21 protein-coding genes are annotated in these 20,554 nt (G+C 41.3%); 17 read left to right on the top strand and 4 right to left on the bottom strand.

Going from position 1 to position 20,554, the window contains the following annotated elements:
• Positions 1-35 precede the first annotated feature (35 nt).
• The 4 genes from F612_RS0105520 (at position 36) to F612_RS0105505 (ending at position 4,002) form a co-directional block, all read left to right on the top strand.
• The gene (locus F612_RS0105520; protein WP_019556759.1) at positions 36-1,547 is read left to right on the top strand and encodes a penicillin-binding protein activator; all 1,512 of its coding nucleotides are present in this window, start codon (positions 36-38) and stop codon (positions 1,545-1,547) included.
• Positions 1,548-1,648: 101 nt separating this feature from the next.
• Positions 1,649-2,743 carry a hypothetical protein gene (locus F612_RS0105515; protein ID WP_019556758.1) on the top strand — a complete coding sequence of 365 codons (1,095 nt, stop codon included), beginning with the start codon at positions 1,649-1,651 and terminating at the stop codon, positions 2,741-2,743.
• A gap of 356 nt (positions 2,744-3,099) precedes the next feature.
• Complete coding sequence (locus F612_RS0105510) at positions 3,100-3,645, top strand: LPP20 family lipoprotein (RefSeq protein ID WP_019556757.1); 546 nt, start codon at positions 3,100-3,102, stop codon at positions 3,643-3,645.
• A gap of 66 nt (positions 3,646-3,711) precedes the next feature.
• Positions 3,712-4,002: a hypothetical protein gene (locus F612_RS0105505; protein ID WP_019556756.1), complete on the top strand. Its 291-nt coding sequence runs from the start codon at positions 3,712-3,714 to the stop codon at positions 4,000-4,002.
• A gap of 109 nt (positions 4,003-4,111) precedes the next feature.
• Here F612_RS0105505 and F612_RS0105500 read toward each other — a convergent pair whose 3' ends face one another.
• From F612_RS0105500 to flgA, 4 genes are all read right to left on the bottom strand, one after another.
• Positions 4,112-4,699 (bottom strand): PilZ domain-containing protein, encoded by a 588-nt coding sequence (locus F612_RS0105500; RefSeq protein WP_019556755.1) that lies wholly within the window; start codon positions 4,697-4,699, stop codon positions 4,112-4,114.
• 230 nt (positions 4,700-4,929) lie between these two features.
• Complete coding sequence (flgN, locus tag F612_RS0105495; protein ID WP_019556754.1) at positions 4,930-5,421, bottom strand: flagellar protein FlgN; 492 nt, start codon at positions 5,419-5,421, stop codon at positions 4,930-4,932.
• 41 nt (positions 5,422-5,462) lie between these two features.
• Positions 5,463-5,771: a flagellar biosynthesis anti-sigma factor FlgM gene (gene flgM, locus F612_RS0105490; RefSeq protein WP_019556753.1), complete on the bottom strand. Its 309-nt coding sequence runs from the start codon at positions 5,769-5,771 to the stop codon at positions 5,463-5,465.
• A 172-nt stretch (positions 5,772-5,943) separates the two neighbouring features.
• On the bottom strand, positions 5,944-6,612 hold the full coding sequence (gene flgA / locus F612_RS0105485; RefSeq protein ID WP_019556752.1) for a flagellar basal body P-ring formation chaperone FlgA: 669 nt from the start codon (positions 6,610-6,612) through the stop codon (positions 5,944-5,946).
• Between the two features lie 247 nt (positions 6,613-6,859).
• Between flgA and F612_RS0105480 the strand changes: the two genes are divergently transcribed.
• The 13 genes from F612_RS0105480 to flgL all read left to right on the top strand — a co-directional run bounded on the left by F612_RS0105480 (position 6,860) and on the right by flgL (position 20,474).
• Positions 6,860-7,825: a chemotaxis protein gene (locus tag F612_RS0105480; protein ID WP_019556751.1), complete on the top strand. Its 966-nt coding sequence runs from the start codon at positions 6,860-6,862 to the stop codon at positions 7,823-7,825.
• A gap of 53 nt (positions 7,826-7,878) precedes the next feature.
• Positions 7,879-9,210, top strand: coding sequence for a hypothetical protein (locus F612_RS12245; RefSeq protein ID WP_019556750.1), 1,332 nt, complete (start codon positions 7,879-7,881; stop codon positions 9,208-9,210).
• Between the two features lie 479 nt (positions 9,211-9,689).
• Positions 9,690-10,097: a flagellar basal body rod protein FlgB gene (gene flgB, locus F612_RS0105470; protein WP_019556749.1), complete on the top strand. Its 408-nt coding sequence runs from the start codon at positions 9,690-9,692 to the stop codon at positions 10,095-10,097.
• A 23-nt stretch (positions 10,098-10,120) separates the two neighbouring features.
• Positions 10,121-10,531: a flagellar basal body rod protein FlgC gene (flgC, locus tag F612_RS0105465; protein WP_019556748.1), complete on the top strand. Its 411-nt coding sequence runs from the start codon at positions 10,121-10,123 to the stop codon at positions 10,529-10,531.
• Between the two features lie 16 nt (positions 10,532-10,547).
• Positions 10,548-11,240, top strand: coding sequence for a flagellar hook assembly protein FlgD (locus tag F612_RS0105460; protein WP_019556747.1), 693 nt, complete (start codon positions 10,548-10,550; stop codon positions 11,238-11,240).
• 120 nt (positions 11,241-11,360) lie between these two features.
• The gene (locus tag F612_RS0105455; protein WP_019556746.1) at positions 11,361-12,908 is read left to right on the top strand and encodes a flagellar hook protein FlgE; all 1,548 of its coding nucleotides are present in this window, start codon (positions 11,361-11,363) and stop codon (positions 12,906-12,908) included.
• A gap of 318 nt (positions 12,909-13,226) precedes the next feature.
• Positions 13,227-13,970 (top strand): flagellar basal body rod protein FlgF, encoded by a 744-nt coding sequence (locus F612_RS0105450; RefSeq protein ID WP_019556745.1) that lies wholly within the window; start codon positions 13,227-13,229, stop codon positions 13,968-13,970.
• A 17-nt stretch (positions 13,971-13,987) separates the two neighbouring features.
• On the top strand, positions 13,988-14,779 hold the full coding sequence (flgG, locus tag F612_RS0105445; protein ID WP_019556744.1) for a flagellar basal-body rod protein FlgG: 792 nt from the start codon (positions 13,988-13,990) through the stop codon (positions 14,777-14,779).
• Between the two features lie 123 nt (positions 14,780-14,902).
• Positions 14,903-15,631 carry a flagellar basal body L-ring protein FlgH gene (locus tag F612_RS0105440; protein ID WP_019556743.1) on the top strand — a complete coding sequence of 243 codons (729 nt, stop codon included), beginning with the start codon at positions 14,903-14,905 and terminating at the stop codon, positions 15,629-15,631.
• A gap of 304 nt (positions 15,632-15,935) precedes the next feature.
• On the top strand, positions 15,936-17,036 hold the full coding sequence (locus F612_RS0105435; RefSeq protein WP_019556742.1) for a flagellar basal body P-ring protein FlgI: 1,101 nt from the start codon (positions 15,936-15,938) through the stop codon (positions 17,034-17,036).
• Positions 17,037-17,056: 20 nt separating this feature from the next.
• Positions 17,057-17,542, top strand: coding sequence for a rod-binding protein (locus F612_RS12915; protein WP_019556741.1), 486 nt, complete (start codon positions 17,057-17,059; stop codon positions 17,540-17,542).
• Positions 17,543-17,583: 41 nt separating this feature from the next.
• Positions 17,584-19,440, top strand: coding sequence for a flagellar hook-associated protein FlgK (gene flgK / locus F612_RS0105425; RefSeq protein ID WP_019556740.1), 1,857 nt, complete (start codon positions 17,584-17,586; stop codon positions 19,438-19,440).
• A 5-nt stretch (positions 19,441-19,445) separates the two neighbouring features.
• Positions 19,446-20,474: a flagellar hook-associated protein FlgL gene (gene flgL, locus F612_RS0105420; RefSeq protein WP_019556739.1), complete on the top strand. Its 1,029-nt coding sequence runs from the start codon at positions 19,446-19,448 to the stop codon at positions 20,472-20,474.
• The last annotated feature ends 80 nt before the right edge of the window (positions 20,475-20,554 follow it).

The raw sequence follows: 20,554 nt of genomic DNA, 5'->3' as shown, positions 1-20,554 counted from the left end.
TTGCATGGCTTCGGGCTCATAAAGGTATGAGGGTAATGCAATGGGTAAGAGGAGTCATATTGATCGGCAGTATTTTGCCTATGGCAAGCTTTGCCTCTCAAACAACAGCATGGCAAGACTTAGTGTCTATGGAGTCTTCAAAACCCATCGATAATCAGTTAATAGCACAAGGGGATTGGCCTGCAAACCCCTTAACATCAGGCAAAAAAACAACCCAAAATAATTATTTAGAAAACCAGGTTGAGAGGATTGATCAAGAAATTATTCTTCTGCGAGCTGAGTTGGCTCAAAAAAATAGTGATATAAATCAGGTTAGAATTTATATTAATCAACTTAATCGTATGGTTGTATTGCCCGTTTTTCAAAAGCGTCTAGCTGTCCTGAAGCTCTACTTGACGATGGCTAAACGGTCTTCTCAAACCCCCTCTAATTCATCCGCTAATGCGTTGAACTCTTCTTTGTATGTCAGCTCTATGGAACCCTTAAGGTTCCCTGATATTTCAGATAAGTCGATTATAGTGATTTTACTACCTCTCACAGGGCCCTATGCGCAAGCCGGTAATAAGGTTCTTTCAGGTTTGAAAAGTGGCTTGGAAGCCAATTCTTTTCAGGGCTCCTTAGCGGTATTTGATACGGCTATATATAAGACGGTGTTTGAATTGTGGGAGATCGTTAAATACTATGATCCTGACTTCATCTTTGGTCCGCTGCAAAAACAGACTGCACAGCAGTGGCAAGGACTTAAGACGGGTATTCCAACCTTTTACTTTAACTCGATGAATGCTCTTGTTGGATACGAACGTGCTTTCTCTCCAAGTAAATCAAAAGGGTTGGGTCAGATACTTTCTATTTTAGAAAATAACCAGTTTAATAATGTACTTGCGTTAACAGACTCTAGTGAATCCGCTAAAAAGCTCGAAGCTGAATTCTACCAGGCCTGGTCATCTTTAAATTCAAGAGGGCAATATCAACATCAAACCATAGAGAAAACGGTTGGACAGTCTATTGAAGCTGCAATGAACATCAATCGCTCAGAAGAGCGCTACCGATGGTTGCAAAGAGTCACTGAGAGCACGTTCGAATTCACTCCAAGACCTAGGCGTGATATTGAAGCTGTAGTGAGTTTTATACCCCAAAATAAAGCGATCCAAGTAGGTCCTATCTTGGATTTTTACCAATTAAACCAAATTACCCATATCTGGTATCCAAATCAAACACCCACTCTAGATTCTCTTCGTAAGAATCTTGCCTCCTGGCAGCAAACCTATGCAATTTTGCCTGTTTATACTCAAGCGGAGCTTGCTTTCATAAAATCAAATACCCAGCAGGAAGATATAAATGGCCCGTTTTATGCTTTGGGTCAAGTAGCAATTGAAATTGTTAAAAATTCAGCCATTTCTGATGGTCAGAATTTGCATATAAATACCGAATTTGGGGCCGTTTCCTCAAATATGACAGGACAATTTCATTTGTTGCCGGTTATTTACTGGGTAGATCAAGGTGTTTTAGAGCGTGTCACTGAATTTTCAGAAACATTCACTAAATAATCCTTCAGGGACGGTAGCGTCAGTCTTGTAAAACAAATAACATTCAATGTCGTCTGAACTCTTTTAGGACACGTTGTGGCATATTATTAAGGAAATTAAGCGTGGCGACCTCTGATGATGCATTTGATCCAAATGATTTAGACAGTATTGATGCTTTGCTCGATGAAGCAGAGTTAGAAGCTGCTGTTGATGATTCTGCAGATAATTTAACCGAGGATGTGCCTGTTGATGCGGCAACCGAAATAGATGAAGCTCCTTTAGAAGATGGTCTGGATGATGCGGATGGCTTGCTTGATGCATTGGACGAAGCAGAAGGATCAATGGATTCGCCACCCGTCTCAAAAACAGAGTCAAGTACGGAACCCTATGTTGAACGGGCTAGTGTGGATGATATAGCCGATAAAGATGACGTTCTTTCTAAACGTGCTACGGCACAAACCAAACAACACCCTCAAATGGCGGCAAAAGATATGGATTCAATAAAAAAACTGATCATTATTTTCAGCTCTACGTTGATCGTTCTTGTGTTAACTGGAATCGGTATTGGTGTCTGGAGTGCTTTAGCCGCTTCTTCGGCAGGTGTTGATGATGAAACAATTACCCTGATTGAATCGATTAAGGTGAATTCTGAACAAGGTGTCGCATCCTTGTCAGAAAATACTAAGTCTGTTCAATTGCTTGAGAAAAAATTAGATGCACTTAATTTTCAGCTAGAACAGTTAGTCACGGATTTGGCAACGGCTGTTTCGACCAAAGTGGCCACTCCTAAAACAGAAATACTTGATCCACTGGGTCTAGGCAGAAGTAGCGTTGTCGCAAATGACCCCGGAACAATTTCCAAAATGACTAATGCTGCCACTACCCCAGGGGCTGATACGCACGTGGCTACCGTCATATCGACTCAAGTAGACCCTGCGGTCTTATTAAAAGTTACAGCAGTGAACGCCAAAATGATAAAAGCACAGCGCAGAATTGATGAAGTTAATAGCCGAGTTAAGAGCATTCAGAAACAATATCAGGTATTACTAAAAAGCGTAAAAATGGTTGAAAAACAAATCGTGATGGAGCAGTTAGCGGAAGTTGAAAAGGTAGAAAAAGCTAAGAAGGAGAAGGCCGTTAAAGATGCTAATCCTTATCAATATACAGCGCCTGATGGAATGTTTTATGATCAATCGGTTAAAGATTCCTATCCATAGAGTCTAAGCGTTGAGTGACTTGCCACGAATATTACAGAATAGGGCGCGCATTATGATGGCCAAAAATTTAATGTTGATTGTCTGTTGTAGTTTCTTTGTGGGGTGTTCTTCGCTTAATTCGATTAGTGACACTCCTAATACGTCAGCAGAAGAGAGTGATTGGCACTGGTTCTCGGGTACTCAGTATTCAGTACCCGATTACTATTCCACAAAACAAATAGATAAAAAGCATCAGGTTGACTCTGTTTATTATGTCAAAGATTTGCGATGTAAAAACAGTGTTAATCGATGTTCTTACTAAGTAAGTTCACAAAATTCTAAAATAAATATTTGAGTAAATAATGGAGTATAAGGCAATGAAAAAGCAAACTGTTCTAATGGCAAGTCTCGCGACGACGCTTACACTAGGTGGTTGTGTTCAAAGCCAGCCTTGTTGTTCAGAAAACAAAACAGCGACTATGGCACCTGAAGTGGTGACACATCAAGCTTCGACTAGAGCAGTCGTGGGACAAAAGCCTGAACTGATGAAAATCTCTGGAATTGGTTATGGTGCCGAAAGTACCTTTGGCGCTTACACGGCGGGACAACGTCGATTAATGGCCATTCGTGCTTCAAAATTAGATGCTTACCGTGCGCTTGCTGAGCAACTATATGGTATTAAAATTGACAGTAATACTGCCGTTTCGACGCTGACGGCGAAAAACGATAGTTTTAGAGCGCGTGTCAATGCCGTCGTTCGTGGTGCTAGAATGGTAAGTGTGACGCCAATGGCTGATAATAACTACGAAACCGTATTAGAAGTTTATGTTGATAAACGTTTCTTTGAAGACACGTTTGTCTATAGCTCTAATAAAGCCAGAGCGGTAGAGCCTGAAGCAGCTTATACAATTACTTCTTATTAGTCTTGATTCTCGTGTGGATACTTGGTGTTGGGCTTAAGTCCCAGTAGTAATTCGGAGAGGTTTTATATGGTTCGTTATAGAGTATTAATCCCCCTGTTTTTAAGTCTGTTTGTTTGGCAGGGAGTTGCAGATGCGGCAAGCATCAGTACGCGTGTACGAGTGCTGGAGAGCAAGGTCGCTAAACAAGATAGCAAAATTAAACAATCAGAATATCTGCGCCGTGCACAAGATTCTAAGATCGATAAAAGTTTAGCTAAAGTGAAGGTGATTGAAAAGAAAGTCGATAAGTTATTAAAAGGCGAGGAAGGTGTAGAGCGTAAGAGCCAAAGAGCGGATAAGCGTTATGCCTTTCCTTAGTTGATGATGTCGTCATCATTATTATGTCTTTACTCCAATAAAAAGCCCGGGAATTTACCGGGTTTTTTATTGGATGTCTATTTTTCGGTTCAGTTGAGCCTCAAAAAAGTTAACGAGTATGTGTTTTATTATGACGTTCCTTTTGAGCAGATTCGATTTCTTTAGCCTGAATAAAGTAAACTAATTTACGGCGGTCATCTTCACTTAAGTTTTGGTAATTGAGCGCAATCGTTGAGCCTTCTGAATTGTCATTTAAAGGCGTAATCTTAACAATGTCACAACGCACTAAAATGGGCGATTCATTCTCAAGGGGTTTGATGAGGAGATCAATTTTATCTGAGATAAGAACGTCTTCTTCAATATCAATCGCAATACCGCTGCCGCTTAAGTTAACAAGTTTTTGTGGGATTGCTCGGGTCAGTTGTTTCTCATCAATCGTCTGCAAGACAAAATTAATTTTACTGTTCATGGCTGTAAGAGCTGTCGCGACCAAAGAACTTTTTTGATTGATTTGGGAGATAACCTCATTAATTTGCAGGTCAAGTTGCGCTAAATTTTCCATGAAATACTCTTCAATATACTTAGCATCAGCCGACACGGGAAGAGCGGTTAGCAAGGCTTCTTCGTGTGACAGAATGCGATAACTACATGGCATCATGACATCAATTCGGTAAAAGGAGCGTTTATCTTTTCGCATTTGTCTTCTCTCTGGTAGCTTGAGTGTATTTTTAGGTAAGTGTTACTAATATAAAGTACTTATTAATCTAGTGTAGTATAAAACGCCTTAGCGTATCAAATACTCTTCATTTTTTTATAAAATGAGTTGGTAAAGGGTAAGCAGAAAATACGCCAATTTCTATTACAATGGAATGAAAACAAGCGTGTGTGTACTGTGCTGATGAGTAAGAAGAGGTGGGGAATCGTTTTCTAAGCCTTGCCAAGAGAAGTTTTGGCCTTCAATGCAGTGGTTGTGGTGCCGCTAGAGCCGTAAAGTTGTATGTTAGGTTGAGCCTTTCCTGAGATCAAATTAAGAGCATGATTATTAATATTGCTCAATATTTGTATTGTCATGCCGTTCGCTTGGTTTAAGTCTTGACATTGATCCGAAATAGCGACCAATTTTTGGCCTGCTTCTTGGAGTGATTTGGGGAGCCTTGTAGGCGTGTTTAATTCGAATAGATTGCTAAGTGTCAATTTACTGGCTTTAAGGCTTAACTCTAGCGCGGCCGTCATTGTTGCAATTTCTTCTAGTTGTTCTTGCTTCGTTGCCGAGGTTAGAATCAGCTGTTCCGAATTATTTTTCTTTAAGGCTTCTGACTCCGTTTGCAGGGAGATGTAAAACCTTTCAAACAGACGTATTAACTCAGCAACCAGTGAGGTTAGTTGCTGTTTGTTTTGAATGTTATCTGTTTGAATCATAATTTACTTTAATGCCCATTAGTCGTAGTCGTTACACTTGCTTAAAGTCGGGCGAATAAAGCTTCGGTCTGCATCAGTTTATCCGCAATACGTTCGGCATCCACCTGGTAAGAGCCATCTTCAATCGCACTTTTAAGTTCAGCGATACGCGTAGAATTATCAATATTTGAACTCAATGCCTTTTGTTCAAGATTACTTACTTGAGAAAATGCTTGGGTAAGAGTGACTTTATCAGTGTTGGGTTGAGATGCAGGCGCAGAACTGTTTTTAGTTGGCGCTTGGCTTGGGTTTTTAACCGACTCGTTTGAGCGGGTCTGTGGTACACCGCTGTTTAAATTTTTAATATCCATCTTATGGCCTCACACCTTTTCGCTGTCATTTTAACAGCATTGTTTTTGGTTTCTACTTTTTATATCGGCAGTTTTAAGAAAGCTTTAGTAAAAAAAACATTTTTTCGAAAGAAAATTCAATTTTTTGCTTACAGGGACTTTTGAATTGTTTAGCTGAACCCTTTAACACTTTTTATGGAATGTATACCGTGTTTGGAGCAATAACTATGCCTTTTACGACTCTATCAGAATTACTGTTTCTGACAGGGACTTGTTGTTGTTCAACGGCGTTTTGCAAAGCGATGCCTTTGGTTTTCACTTGAATACTGCCAACCTTCGTAATCAAGGTAACTTGTTGCTTTTTAAAAACCCAATAGGGGGGTTGTAAATCTTTTATTCTAAGGATGCTATTGGCACTGATCGATTTTTTTGTCCTCATGCCGATTGCGGTGTCTAAGTTAATAACACTGCCTCTTCGTACTTGCTTATAAGGCAAGAGAACTCGTTTCAGATCTTCGCTCTTTATAACGGCCTGCTTTAGAATTCCTTGAGTGGTCATTATTACCGCTTGTTTGCCGTCAACGACAGCCGGTACAAAAACTCGCCAGTTAGGTTGATGGCAACTTACGCTATAGGTCATTCGTCCAATCGTTTCATCAGGGCTTCTATCATTGAGTTCAAGCGGTTGTTGGCATTGAGGTAATTCTAAAGTTGAGCTTAATTTTCTGAGTTTAATTGTAGGCTCAAAAATTTGTTGGCCAATTTTTTGCTTTATATCCTCAGACACAAGGTTATGAATCTCATCCAACGATTGATGACTGGTTGAGGCAGGAGGCTCTTGGGCTTGAATATTCAAGGTCATACAAGCACTTAGCAGTAGCGTTATTATTTTTGGAATGGGATAATTCATACGCTAATACTAACATGAGTTGAAATGGCTTTTAAAGGTCACTTTAAATTAAGTCAGTTTATTGTTGCAGTGTATTACACTGTAGTGATGGCTTTATCATAAGAACCGTCAACCAAATAAAGTGATTTAAACAATTTCAATAAATGAATAAGAAAACACAACAGATGATTAAACAAACAATGAGTAAGGTGGCGTTAAGATGTCTAGCTTTCTAACCGGGGTTGACCAAAGAACATCCTTAGCAGGAATGAATCGTATGGAGTTGCTGCTGTTTACTATTAAAGGTAAGCAACTGTTTGGGATAAATGTGTTTAAAGTACGTGAAGTCATTCGTACACCAGCGATCTCTCCAGTGCCAAAGTCGGATTCAAGAATTGTGGGTGTGGCTGATATTCGTGGACAGACGATGCCTATGATTGATTTAGCCAAAGCATTGGATCTTGAGGAGATTGCGCCTGAAAACTACTCAAAAAGTTTAACGATTGTGACGGAGTTTAATAGTTCCGTGCAAGGCTTCTTGGTAGAGGATGTAGACCGCATTGTACATTTACGCTGGGAAGATATTCTTGCTCCACCTGCCTCTTTAATGGGTGTTAACTATTTAACTGGAATAACGCGTGCACAAAATCAAATCGTTGAAATTGTCGATGTTGAAAAAGTATTGGTAGAGGTCTCTGGTACTTCGACAGAGTTGTCTGAAGAGTATATTTCAAAGCATAAGGCGGTCACCAACGGTCACGATTATTTTGTGTTGGGCGCAGACGATTCGGTTGTCGCAAGAAACCAATTAAAAGGCGTTTTAGATAGGATGGGCATTAGCAATAAAATTGTGAATAATGGTAAGTTAGCTTTGGACTTTTTGACCAAGTGGGCAGATGAGGCAGATAAAGGCATTGCCGATAAAGTTAGTAATCGCGTATTAATGGTTATTTCTGATATCGAAATGCCAGAAATGGATGGCTACACCTTAACCACAAGCATCCGTAAAGATGATCGTCTAAAAGATCTGTATGTCATTTTAAACTCTTCATTGAGTGGCGGTTTTAATGATACGTTGACTGAAAAAGTTGGTGCTAATGTGTTCTTATCAAAATGGCACTCTGATGAACTCGCAGAAACCATTGTGGCCAGAATTGAAGAAGTAGAATCTGCATTGGTTGTATGATCTATTTTATAGCTCTTTAAGGGTGTTTTCAATAAATAATAGGGATTGTCTTGATGTCAGGTTTTCAACAAATGTTCGGCTTACTGCTGGTGATGCTAAGTTTAAATAGCCAGGCAGGCCTGACAGATCTTTTCTGTATTCAGAGCGAATCTAGCTGCGTAGAAACACCATCCATTGCTGACGTATCACCCCAACCTGTGCAACCGTTATCCACCACTGCTCCATCCAATGATAATATGTGTGTGGATGTGAAAGGAGTTGCCAGCACAAATGGAGTTGATGACTCCTTTGCGCGTAAAATGGCCATTAGAGATGCTCTAAAAATGGCAAGTCTTCACAATAATGTCAATGTCAAAACGGATCAATCCGTTGAGCAATACCAAGTCACGTTAGACAGCTCACGTTTTACGTCCAGCAGTAAGGTAAAAGGTTTTACGGTTTTAAAAGAAGGTCTAGAAGATCCTTATGATATGTATGGGCAGACTAAAAAAGGGCCCCTTAACTATGAGGTGACTTTGAATGTTTGTCTGACGGAAGATCGGGGTGTTTGTACTGATTTAACCGGTAATCAGTATCAAACTCGCTTAGCTGTTGCCCCAGTAGTCATCGCGCACGGCAACCAAGCAAATGATGTTTCTAATTTATTAATGGGGTATCAACAAGAGTTAGAGCGCCGCATCAAACTTCAGGGGTATCGTAACTTCAGTCTATTGCTAGAGCCGGTAGATTTACAGCCTAATATCATCGTGGAACCCAATTTAGACCCAGAGTTATTATCTGGAATCCGAGATAGAACGGGGGCACAGTATTTATTATTAACGGTGATTCGTTCGCTTTCAGCTCATCAAAATGATGGCTATCTAAATGGTGCCAAGCGTTTTTATAATCTCGAGGTTAAACCCGATAGTCGTCATATAGAAGTAGATTGGTATGTGCTTGATTTAATGAAAAATAGAACGGTGCACCAGATGAGGCAAGGTTTTGATTTGCAAGGTGATGTAACGGTGGGTCGTGACAGACCGTTTGGCAGTAATGCCTTTTTTGCCACCGATACCGGAATGGCCTTTCATGCATTATTAGAGAAACAAACTACTGATGTGCTTGATTTCTTACACTGCAAGCCGTTTGAAAGCCAAATTATCGATGTGCGCAATAATGAATACATTGTCTATCTGAATTCGGCATCGGGCGCCAAGGTGGGTGATGATTTAGCGGTTTATCACAAAACTGGCCGACCGGTGCGCATCAATGGTGTTAATCTCGGAACGGATGAGGTACCCGGAGCCTTCTTAAAAATTAAACGGATTTTACCAAAGTTTGCCATAGCTGAAGTAACCGCCAAAAAAGGCATCGTTCAAGTGGGAGACCTAGTCAAAGCTTGGTAGCCGCACTTTTCTAATTCTATTCAGAATAGGTATTGCAACAGTCTCTTTTTGTAAGCCAGCCTCTCATAAGGCTGGCTTTTTTGTTTCTGCTCCTGGCGGGCAAAAGAACTATCCGGTTGTTATATCTTTATCGTCTTAATATATGCCTTTTAATAACTTGTTCTGAAGCCTAAAAAGAGTTGTCAAAAAACAACCAGGCCTGGTCAGCTTTATGTCGTTCATTATTTTTTTCATTTTCTACCTTAGGAGCATTTGTGTACACCTGGTCAGATTCGCCTTTTTATTTCAATGTGGGTCTAAAGTTTTGCAATCTTTGGCCGAATACCCTCAATTTTGAATTTCTTTAGTTCTTTTTCGATAAAAAAGTCCAAAAAAACAAAGTTTGGCACTTGTGTTGCTAGGTATTTTCATAAATAAAGATGCGAATGCCAATAACTCTGAATTCAGCATCGGAATAAAAAGCCTAGAAAGGAATTGTTATGGCCGAATCAATATTTGGAATTCATGAAAGCGCCTTAAAAATACGCGAGCAACGTGCTGAGATACTAGCGAACAACTTAGCAAATGCTGATACACCAAATTTTAAGGCCCGAGATTTAGATTTTAGATCGGCTCTGCAAGATGCTTCTAGCGGAACAAACCGTTTTGAAACGAGTGCGATGGCTAAAACCAATAGTCGTCACATAGACGGTGATGCAAATAGCTTTGCCAGCACTTCAAGTTATTTAATGTACCGTCAACCAACACAGCCTTCTTTAGATGGCAATACCGTTGAATCGCATATTGAAAAAGCAAAGTTCATGGAAAACGGTATGCAACAAACAGCCACACTTGAATTCTTGAACGGAAAAATAACAGGGCTTCGTAGCGCTATTCGAGGGGAATAGGCTAACGGTTTAGGAGAGTAAATATGTCAATGTTTAATATTTTAGATATCTCTGCGTCAGCGATGCATGCGCAAACGGTGCGTTTAAATACCGTCGCATCTAATATGGCTAACGTCGATAGTATTAGTTCCAACGCGGAAGATACTTACCGTTCTAAGCAGCCGGTGTTTCAGACTATTCTGGAAGGCAATAAATCTGAACCTCGTGGCGGTGTCCGTGTTAAAGAGATTGTCGAGAGTCAAGCCCCTTTAAAGATGGAATTTAGCCCGAACCACCCGATGGCGAATGCCGAAGGCTATATTTTTAGACCGAATGTCAATGTAGTTGAGGAGATGGCGAACATGATGTCAGCTTCTCGATCTTATGAAACGAATATCGAAGTTATGAATACATCAAAGCAGCTTTTGCTTAGAACGATTCAGCTCGGCAAATAGGTAAGGGAGAATTAAAATGGCAGATTTACTACCCAACATTACAACCGGCAATACTGATTATTTAAAAGCAATGCAACAGAACACAAATTCGGCAAGTTCTGCGCCAAACAAACAAATGGGTCAGGCGGATTTTCTACGTTTGTTAACAACGCAGATGCAAAATCAAGATCCTTCTAAACCGATGGACCCGACGAGTTTTGTTACTGATTTAACTCAGATGAGCCAGTTAGAGTCCACCAATACAATGAATAGTTCTTTGTTGGCGATGGCGAGTAGCTTTCAAAATGTACAAACCATGCAGGGCGCTTCACTGATTGGTAAAAATGTGCAGGTCTCGGGAGAGGATTTTTCTCATATTCAAGGGCAGACTTCACAGTTTAGTTTAAACACGACGGTTCCTTTAACGGATGTTAAAGTCGTGATTAGTGATGCTAATGGGGTTGTCAAAGAAATGAGTATTGCGGATATGCAATCCGGCGAAAAAAGAGTGGATTGGAATGGTTTGGATAATGTTGATGTGACCAAAGGCGATGGCGTTTACTCATTGACGGCTTATGGAACAAATCCAGATGGTGGGTTGCAGTCAATTGATACGATTGTGGCATCCAGAGTGAATTCAGTTGGAATAAATAGTAATGGTTCTATGACCTTAACCCTAGCAACGGGTGAAAAGGTCGCCATGGAAACTGTGCGTGAAATTAGTGGTTAAACGCAATAATGGGTGAGCTGTTTAACGCAGTCTACCCCTGTGCAATAACCGAACGTAAAGTTAAATACAGAATAGATAACATTTTAAGATGTTATTCGAAACACACCTAGGAGAGTCATTATGGCTGCGAATTTCGATTTAAATGCATTAAGTGGTATCAATGCGGCGTCTACCGGATTATCCGTTATTTCCAATAACTTAGCGAACTCTCAATCAGTTGGCTTTAAAAGCTCCCGAGCAGAGTTTGCCGATATGTTCTCTGGAGCTCAAAACTCAGCCGGAAACGGGGTTCGTGTTGAATCGATTACGCAAGATTTTACTCAAGGAACCATTAATAATACTGGTCGAGAACTCGATATGGCATTAGATGGCGAAGGTTTTTTTATATTAGCCGACCAGACGGGTAAATACGACAATATTTATACTCGAAATGGTTCTTTTAAGCTAAATGCAGGAGGTTTGTTAACTGATCAGGCGGGTAACGAAGTTCAGGGCTATGCGTTAAATTCGACTCTTTCGACTGATAGTATTCCTGTATTTGGCACAACCTTAGGCTCGATTGATTTAGATGCATTGAATAAAACACCTAACTCGACTTCTGAAATGACATTCGATATCAATGTCGATGGTCAAGAGGCTTATAATGTTTCGACAGGGAATGTTTCTCTTGCAACAGGGACGGTGGGAACGGCGACCCATTTAGACGCATTACTTGATCCGGCAACGGCCGCCATTCCTTATGAGGGGTTTCCAGACTTTTCAACCAATAAAATCATTCACGATTCTTTGGGTGGCGAGCATCGTATGACCACTGATTTCTATAAACGTGGGGTGGTTGACGGTGGAACCGCCGGGCCTCTTCCAGCAAGTGCATCAGATTTTAATGGTGATGGAACCTCAGATAAATATACTAGTTGGATGGTGCAAACGACGGTACAGGATTATGATGCAGTAAGCGGTACCTGGTTGCCAAGTGGTGTTGATAATGATACGACGGCACAAACCAATGGTGGCAATAGCGCTGTATTACGTGAATTAAGATTTGATGATAAGGGCGTTTTACAAGAAGTCCGTAAGCCTAATAGCACGGTCCCTTCTTCAGCAAATGCTGGTGTTACTACAATTGATGGTTCTGCCGTGAATGTGGATTTAGACTGGGTCGATACGACGACAACAGCCCCTTCTATGAGTTGGTTAATTAACAATCCGATTACAGGTGCGGTTGATCCTATCTCGATGACCACAGATTATGAGCAAATGACAGAGTTTTCTGGCTCTTATGATATTCGTGGTGTGACGCAAAACGGCTATGCAATTGGTGACTTAGTTGGGTTGGCAACGGGTCAGAATGGTACCATTGAGGCGCGTTATTCAAATGGTCGTTCAGTGGCGGTCGCGCAGTTGGTGCTTGCTAATTTCACCGACAAAAATGCGATGCAGAAGTTGGGAGGGCAGGCTTATGCTCAGTCTTATGATTCTGGACCGGCTCAATTGGGTACACCAGAAACTAATGGTATGGGCTCTATTGTGGAGGGTTCGTTAGAGTACTCCAATGTAGATACGACCGCTGAATTGGTTAATATGATTCAAATTCAAAGAACTTACCAGGCCTCAGCTCAGGTTATTTCAACGTCACAAACCTTAACGCAAACGATTCTAAACCTATAGTAAGTTTTAACTTTTAACCTACAATTTTTTCTGGTCTTACCGGCAACTCTTTTGCCACCCGGCAAGACTTCTCCAAATAAGTTTATCGGCCGATTCCTGAAACCTTTAATTTAAATATTGAATAATCTGGCACACTCCATGCTATACATCCTTTGAAAAGATAAGGCATGTCAAAATGCTAACACACAAGGGAAACTCACTCGGGCACTAGACCCAATCAAATAAAGAGTTCCAAACTTTAGATTGCGTTGATTATTCGTGATTAACGCTTTCTTATTTTTTGACTGGATATAAACGGATTTATCGGAGTAACAAGTCATGGATCGTATGTTGTACATTGCTATGAGTGGTGCCAAAGAGGTCATGCTTTCACAAGCAAATAACTCTAATAATTTGGCGAACGCAAATACTGACGGCTTTAAACAAGATTTCAATGTGTTTAGAGCGCAGCATGTACAGGGTCCAGGTTTGGCATCGCGAACGTATTCAATGGATGAACGCCCAGCGACTGATTTTTCAGCGGGTGCTATTAAAGTCACTGGGCGAGAGCTCGATGTTGTGACTAAAGAAGATGGATTTTTAGCCATTCAAGCACCGAATGGCGATGAAGCATTTGTTCGCAGTGCCAGCTTGCAGGTACTGGAAAATGGTAATTTAGTGGATGTGAAAGGCAACCCAGTTTTGAATGAAACGGGCATCCAGATAAATCTTCCGCCGACCAAAAGCATTACGATAGGTGATGATGGCACCATTTCAATTGTGCCAGCCGACTCACCGAGTAATCAGTTAGTGGTTTTGGACCGCCTAAAGTTGGTCAAACCAAATATACAAGATTTAGAAAAAGGATTGGATGGGTTTATCCGCTTGAAAGAGGGAGGAGCTCCAGTGGTTCAAGAGAACGTTACGGTTGTCAGTGGCGCAGTAGAAAGCAGTAATGTGAATACCGCCACCGCACTGGTCAATATGATTGAATTGTCTCGTAAATATGAGATGCAAGTCAAAATGATGTCGACCACTAAAACGCACTCACAAAAATCAGATTCATTGTTGTCGTTGAAATAGGTTAAGGAGATAGAAAAATGAACAGAGCACTTTATATAGCGAAAACTGGTTTAGAAGCACAGCAGTTTCGTTTAGCGGCTATTTCCAACAACTTAGCCAACGCCAATACTTATGCGTATAAGGCAGGACGGGCGGAGTTTGATGATTTACTGTATCAAAATGTTCGTCAGCCAGGTGCGCAAGCAACCCAAGATGAAACCAATACACTGCCTTCTGGTTTGCAATTAGGAACGGGGGTGAAAGCGATTGGTGTACAGAAGATTCATACTCAAGGTAATTTGATGGTGACCGATAACCAATTGGATGTGGCTATTGAAGGTAAAGGTTTTTTTCAATCCTTAGACCAGGATGGAAATTTAATGTATACACGTGATGGTTCCTTTCAGATGAATCAAAATGGTGATGTGGTGACCTCCTCTGGTTACTTACTCGAACCAAATGTCAATGTCCCGCAAGATGCAACGAGTATTTCAATTACTCGAGATGGTGGGGTTTATGTGACCCAGCCGGGTAATGTTGCACAAAATCAAGTAGGCCAAATAGAGTTGGCGACTTTTATTAATCCGGCCGGGCTTGAATCGATAGGGCATAACTTTTATAAAGAGACTACCGCCAGCGGTACCGCAAATATCAATAATCCACAAACCGCAGAAGCCGGTGGTTTAACCCAAGGCGCGCTCGAATCTTCTAATGTTAATACGGTCGAAGAGTTAATCGGAATGATTGAAGCTCAGCGAACATATGAAATGAACTCTAAAGCCATTTCAGCGGCGGATGGCATGATGCAGTACTTAAACAATAATACCTAATCAGCGAGTTTAACGAAATGGATTTAAGTGCAATGGGCCTCGTTCAAAATAAGCCATGAGTATTTTTTAAAGTCTAAATCCTCCGTTAGAGATCGTGTCATTCAGGATGCAGGGAGTCTTAAAATGAATCGTAAAATTAAAGAAATGGTCAAGTTAGCAAGTGCAATTATTTTTGCATCCGTTGTGTTATCAGGCTGTAGCAGTGCGCCAGAGCGTATGCAAAAAATGGACTATTCGCCAAGTTATCCTACGAATATCCCACAAGCCGCGCAACCTAAAAATGGTTCTCTCTATCAGACGGGTGCAATGACATTATTTGATGATTCAAGAGCGCATCGAATTGGTGATATCATTACCATTGATCTGTCAGAAACGATGTCTGCTAATAAAAAAGATGAAACAAAATACGATAAATCGAATAATCAAGACTATGGCGTGAAATCACCGTTTAGCGTTTCCACACCAAATAATGTCGTGGGTCAGCTTGTGAATGGCATTACAGCGCCATTGCAAGGGTTATCGGTTGGTTACGGTTCAGCTGGTTCATTTTCAGGCAAAAGTAATGTTAAGCAGAACTCAAGTTTAAAAGGCTCGATTGCCGTGACCGTGGTTGAGGTTATTTCGAATGGTAATTTGGTTGTTCGAGGTGAAAAGTGGATTACAATTCAAGACGGTGAAGAGGTCGTTCAGTTTGCAGGTATTATTCGCCCAGAAGACATTCAACCAGATAATACCATCTCATCCGTGAAGGTTGCGGATGTACGTTTGGTTTATAAAGATGTTGGTATGTCAGGTGATAATGCTCGAGCGGGTGTTGGTACCAGGTGGCTATCTAAGTATTGGCCTTGGTAAGCTTATTTATCTTAGCTGGTTTTAAAATAAGGCCTGGCTGGTTGGTGTGAATAGTTCAATAGGTTTCTCTTATCACGCCATTTTCAAACTGACCAGGCCTGGTCAGTTTATGTAAATTTTTCCGTTTTTTTCGAATCTTTGTCATCTTATTTTTTTATTAACGGCCAGTGTCTCTATTTCTTTAATGCCTTTTGCACTATTGGCATATCAAGTGCTATGTTATTGTTGACCCTATCAAGGGTCTATAATAATAAATATGCAAAACAAATACTTACCAGAAAGTAATGGTTCCAAGGGGATTCCAATGTTCACACGAAAGTTTGTCATGATTTTGACACTGTTGATGGTTTGGAGCAGTTATAGTTACGCTGAACGCGTTAAAGACATCGCTAATGTTGGCGGCGTCCGAGCCAACCAGTTGATTGGTTACGGCTTGGTGGTTGGTTTAACAGGTTCAGGGGATAAAACGCCTTTTGCTGAACAGAGCTTGTTAAGCATGTTGAATAAATTTGGAATTCATATGCCATCTGGGGTGAAAACCAAGGCAAAAAACATTGCAGCTGTGGCCGTGCATGCCGAATTACCTGCCTTTGCAAAGCCGGGACAAAAAATCGATATCACAGTTTCTTCATTGGGTAATGCCAAAAGCTTGCGTGGTGGTACTTTGATCTTAACGCCTTTAAAAGGGGTTGATGGTAATGTGTATGCGTTAGCTCAGGGTAACTTAGTGGTGGGTGGCCTAGACGCCAGTGGAGCGGATGGTTCGCGTATTACCATTAATATCCCAAGCGTCGGTCGTGTTCCTAATGGCGCCATGGTTGAAAGAACGGTAACGACTGGATTCGACTTAGGCAACACCATTAGTTTGAATTTGAAAAGTTCAGATTTTACAACCGCTACTCATTTAGTTAATGCCATTAATAAAAAATTAGGTGCCGGTACTGCAAGTGCGGTTGATGGCAATACGGTAGAGGTGTTGGCGCCAAGAATCACGAATCAGCGTGTTGCATTTTTATCGATGTTAGAAAATATTGAAGTTGTGCCTGGTGAAGAGTCTGCCAGAATCATCGTTAACTCGAGGACGGGCACCGTAGTCATTGGTCAGAATGTGCGAGTAAGCCCTGCGGCGATTACACATGGTGGTTTAACCGTTAAAATAACGGAATCTTATGGAACGTCCCAGCCTAATCCTTTGGCAGGAGGCAATACCGCAGTCACACCAAACTCGGTGGTCGATATCCAGTCGGGTGGTAAAGGTCATATGTTTAAATTTCCTAAAGGAGCTTCATTGGATGATATTGTGCAGGCTGTCAATAAAGTCGGCGCGGCTCCTGGAGATCTCGTCGCCATTCTTGAAGCCCTCAAACAGTCTGGTGCTTTAAAAGCCGACTTAATGATTATTTAGACGCGATCTGGAGAAATAGTATGGAACTTTCAAATGTAAAACCAAATTTGGACAGTTTGCAACCAAATCAGTCCTCTTCCGCTCAGGCATATCACAACTATACAGATGTTAATGCGCTGAGCGATTTAAAGAAAAAAGCTCGAGATGACCAAGAGTCTGCATTGAGGCCAGTTGCAGAGCAATTCGAAGCCATTTTTGTGCAGCAGATCCTAAAAGAGGCCAGAAAAGTCAGCTTTGATGAAGGTTGGCTTGACGGCGGCCAGGGTGATTTTTATAAAGATTGGTCTGATAAACAGTTATCATTGAACTTATCTTCTAAAGGAACGCTAGGGTTTGCCGATAATATAGTTGAGCAGCTTGGTAAGAGCATTCATCCGTCAATGCAAATTAAACATGCAGATGAAACAGTCGCGGACGTTTCCCCCCAACAAACTGTAACAGGGCGGGTAGGCTCAACAGAACATGCGTTAGCTTTAAGAAACATAACAAATAATAATTTAAAGTAACTCGATGCTTGTGACGATGACCAGAGAGAAGGAATTTAAATATGGCTGATATGCTAACCATTGGATCGATTGCAACCAATACCTTTAAAACGGCGTTAAATGTGACCAGTCATAACGTTGCAAATGTGTCAACTGAAGGTTACACGCGACAACGTGCAGAGATTTCAAGCAATTCGCCAGGCGTGACAGGTACAGGTTTTTTGGGTGGCGGTTCAAAGGTCGATAGTGTTGAGCGTGTGTATGCCAACTACATTCAAACTCAACTGGTGAGTAGTCAGTCTCAGGTTGAACGTTATGATACTCAGTTGCAGCTAGGTAGTCAGGTTGAAGGCATTGTTGCGAGTAACGACCAAGGTATTCAGCAATTCATGCAAAGTTATTTTGACTCCTTGCAAAATCTTGCAGGCAATCCCACTTCTAATACCAGTCGACAATTAGTGATTGACGAGGCCAGTAATTTAGAAAGCCATATCAGTAACTTAACGTCGGTTATGAAAGAGACTCAAGCTCAAGTGAATGGTCAGGTTTCAGGTTTGGCTGTGGAAATCAATAATCGTTTAGAAACGGTTCAAGCCATCAATCTCCAGGTAGAAAGTGCCAATAATAATGGTCGTCAACCCCCTAACGATTTGTTGGATCAGCGAAATCAAGCGATTCTGGAGCTTAGTCAATATATTGATATTACTACCTTTTCTCAAGATAACGGCCGCATTGACATTCATACTGGCAATGGGAAGTTGCCTTTGTTGAGTGATAATACACTGACTCGATTAGAAACAGGTTTAGGGCCTTATAGTGATGAAAATCGCACTGAGGTCTATATGACATTGGGTGGGCAAAGGCAGGTTGTCAGTGATAGCATTAATGGCGGTCAGTTGGGTGGGGTTCTTGATTTTAGAGATAATTTACTCGATAAGGCACAAATTGATCTGGGTCTTACCTTAAATGGTTTAACATCATCCATGAACTGGCAACATTATCAGGGCTACGATATTAACGGGGCTGCAGGTGGAGATTTATTTGCTCCGTTGGAAATAACGGCGATCAATAATGCCACAAATAGTGGAACGGCAGATGGCTCTAATCTCTTGGTCAGCTTTAATCCGAATGTAGGGGTTTCTGAACCTCCATACAATAATACAGCCGTTCTTCCTGCTTTGAATGCTCAGCCAGCAACGTTCGGAAATAAAGAAGATTACCTGAAAAACGCCTTTACAGCGGTTGGGCAATTTGAAGCCCGTGAATATGAAATAACATCAGATGGTGCGACGCCAGCTAATTTTTCATTTTTTGACTATCAAACGGGAGAGAACTTAACCGCTTCTGCTGTTGAATCTCTAGCGAAACCAGGCGTGTTTCAGTTAGATGGATTAGCATTTGATTTAAATGGTGTTGCAGCGGCAAGTTCAGGCGATAGTTTTTTAGTGAAACCTCATCAAGAAATGCTCTCAAATTTTGCAACAAAAATGACCGATCCTGAAGGGCTTGCAACTCGAGGTCAAAGTCCAGTTGATACGGGTGTTGCTGGGTTAGCGGATGAAAGTCCTGCGCCAGCTGCCGTGGGAGACAATGTCAATATGGCTAATATGGCAAGCTTAGAATCCGCCAAATTATTATTAGCTAATGATAGTGGTAAAGCGTCTGAAACCCTACTCGGCGGCTATTCCAAAATGGCGACCAATATTGGGATGTATGTTCGTAGCTCCGATATTCAATTAACCGCGCAGACGAATGTCTTTCAGCAAATAAATGATCAAAGAGAGTCCTATTCGGGTGTGAGTTTAGATGAAGAGGCCGCAAATTTAATTAAATTTCAACAAGCTTATGAAGCGGCCGCACAAATTATTGCGACCTCTCAATCTTTGTTTCAAACGATATTAAGTACGATTAGAGGATAATCGAGATGAGAGTTTCAACCAACCAATTTCAGAGTCAAGGGATTAACTCAATTCAGAAGCATCAAGCCGATGTATTGGATGCACAGCTTAAATTAAGCACTGGTAAACGTGTCAATGCTGCGAGCGATGATCCTGTTGCAACCAATCAGATACATTCATTGAACCGCACGATGAGCACGATTGATCAATACGCCAAAAATGGTGATTTTGCGAAATCACAGTTAGTGCAAGAAGAAACGGCGATTGCGGATTCGATTACGCAACTACAAAGAGCGCGAGAGTTGGCCATCCAAATGTCCAACGATACCTATTCGGCCACGGATCGTCAGGCAGCAGCAGCAGAAGTTGACCAGATTCTTCAACAAACCAAAGGCATGATGAATTATCGAAACTCAGAGGGTGAGTTGATTTTTGCTGGAAGTAGTGTTCAAGCCGAACAAGCATTTGTAGAAGATGTGAATAATCCTGGATATTACGCTTATATTGGGAGCACCAATGCTATTGGGCAGTTTGAGTCTGATGGTGTTACACCTGTTTATGATGAGTTAGCAGGTTACGGTTCGCGTTTTGTGCAAATTGGTTTTGATGCCGATAATCGACTCACAGCAGATGATAAAGGGGATTCTAGTCGGGTGCGAATAGCAGATAATGGAGAAAAGGTCTTTGGGATAAATACGACAACCGCTTTCACTGGTACACCTGATTCTAATGTTTTGAATGTCCTTGTTGAGCTCAAAAACTCCTTAAGTACAGGTTCCGCGCCTCCAGCTGGAGCATTAGATGATCTATTAGGTGGTATTCAACAATTGTCTGTAGTACGCGCTGAAATTGGTGGCCGGCAGAATAGAATTGAGGCTCAGTATAATGCCGGCGAATCTTTTAAAATAGCGCTTGAAGAGCGCCGAATGGGCTTGGAAGATATGGATATTGTAAAAGGTGTCACCGACCTGACAAAAAGTCAAAATGCATTAGATATGGCTCAACAAGTCTTTACCCGCGTACAGTCTATGTCGCTGTTTGATTACCTTAGATAGGCTTGATTTGCAGTAGATTTAATATCTTTGCAATGCATTATTTTGAATTGGCCTTTCTTTTGCTAAAAGCCTCCTAACCG

It is taken from the genome of Thiomicrorhabdus arctica DSM 13458 (genome assembly GCF_000381085.1).
GTDB classification, from domain to species: domain Bacteria; phylum Pseudomonadota; class Gammaproteobacteria; order Thiomicrospirales; family Thiomicrospiraceae; genus Thiomicrorhabdus; species Thiomicrorhabdus arctica.
The sequence above is the reverse complement of the archived record's forward strand: the minus strand, read 5'-3'. Positions and strand labels throughout refer to the sequence as shown.

Coding starts and splice junctions, on each gene's coding strand:
- F612_RS0105520 (WP_019556759.1), top strand. CDS start 36: ATGCAATGGGTAAGAGGAGTCATATTGATCGGCAGTATTTTGCCTATG.
- F612_RS0105510 (WP_019556757.1), top strand. CDS start 3,100: ATGAAAAAGCAAACTGTTCTAATGGCAAGTCTCGCGACGACGCTTACA.
- F612_RS0105505 (WP_019556756.1), top strand. CDS start 3,712: ATGGTTCGTTATAGAGTATTAATCCCCCTGTTTTTAAGTCTGTTTGTT.
- F612_RS0105500 (WP_019556755.1), bottom strand. CDS start 4,699: ATGCGAAAAGATAAACGCTCCTTTTACCGAATTGATGTCATGATGCCA.
- flgN (WP_019556754.1), bottom strand. CDS start 5,421: ATGATTCAAACAGATAACATTCAAAACAAACAGCAACTAACCTCACTG.
- flgM (WP_019556753.1), bottom strand. CDS start 5,771: ATGGATATTAAAAATTTAAACAGCGGTGTACCACAGACCCGCTCAAAC.
- flgA (WP_019556752.1), bottom strand. CDS start 6,612: ATGACCTTGAATATTCAAGCCCAAGAGCCTCCTGCCTCAACCAGTCAT.
- F612_RS0105480 (WP_019556751.1), top strand. CDS start 6,860: ATGTCTAGCTTTCTAACCGGGGTTGACCAAAGAACATCCTTAGCAGGA.
- F612_RS12245 (WP_019556750.1), top strand. CDS start 7,879: ATGTCAGGTTTTCAACAAATGTTCGGCTTACTGCTGGTGATGCTAAGT.
- flgB (WP_019556749.1), top strand. CDS start 9,690: ATGGCCGAATCAATATTTGGAATTCATGAAAGCGCCTTAAAAATACGC.
- flgC (WP_019556748.1), top strand. CDS start 10,121: ATGTCAATGTTTAATATTTTAGATATCTCTGCGTCAGCGATGCATGCG.
- F612_RS0105460 (WP_019556747.1), top strand. CDS start 10,548: ATGGCAGATTTACTACCCAACATTACAACCGGCAATACTGATTATTTA.
- F612_RS0105455 (WP_019556746.1), top strand. CDS start 11,361: ATGGCTGCGAATTTCGATTTAAATGCATTAAGTGGTATCAATGCGGCG.
- F612_RS0105450 (WP_019556745.1), top strand. CDS start 13,227: ATGGATCGTATGTTGTACATTGCTATGAGTGGTGCCAAAGAGGTCATG.
- flgG (WP_019556744.1), top strand. CDS start 13,988: ATGAACAGAGCACTTTATATAGCGAAAACTGGTTTAGAAGCACAGCAG.
- F612_RS0105440 (WP_019556743.1), top strand. CDS start 14,903: ATGAATCGTAAAATTAAAGAAATGGTCAAGTTAGCAAGTGCAATTATT.
- F612_RS0105435 (WP_019556742.1), top strand. CDS start 15,936: ATGTTCACACGAAAGTTTGTCATGATTTTGACACTGTTGATGGTTTGG.
- F612_RS12915 (WP_019556741.1), top strand. CDS start 17,057: ATGGAACTTTCAAATGTAAAACCAAATTTGGACAGTTTGCAACCAAAT.
- flgK (WP_019556740.1), top strand. CDS start 17,584: ATGGCTGATATGCTAACCATTGGATCGATTGCAACCAATACCTTTAAA.
- flgL (WP_019556739.1), top strand. CDS start 19,446: ATGAGAGTTTCAACCAACCAATTTCAGAGTCAAGGGATTAACTCAATT.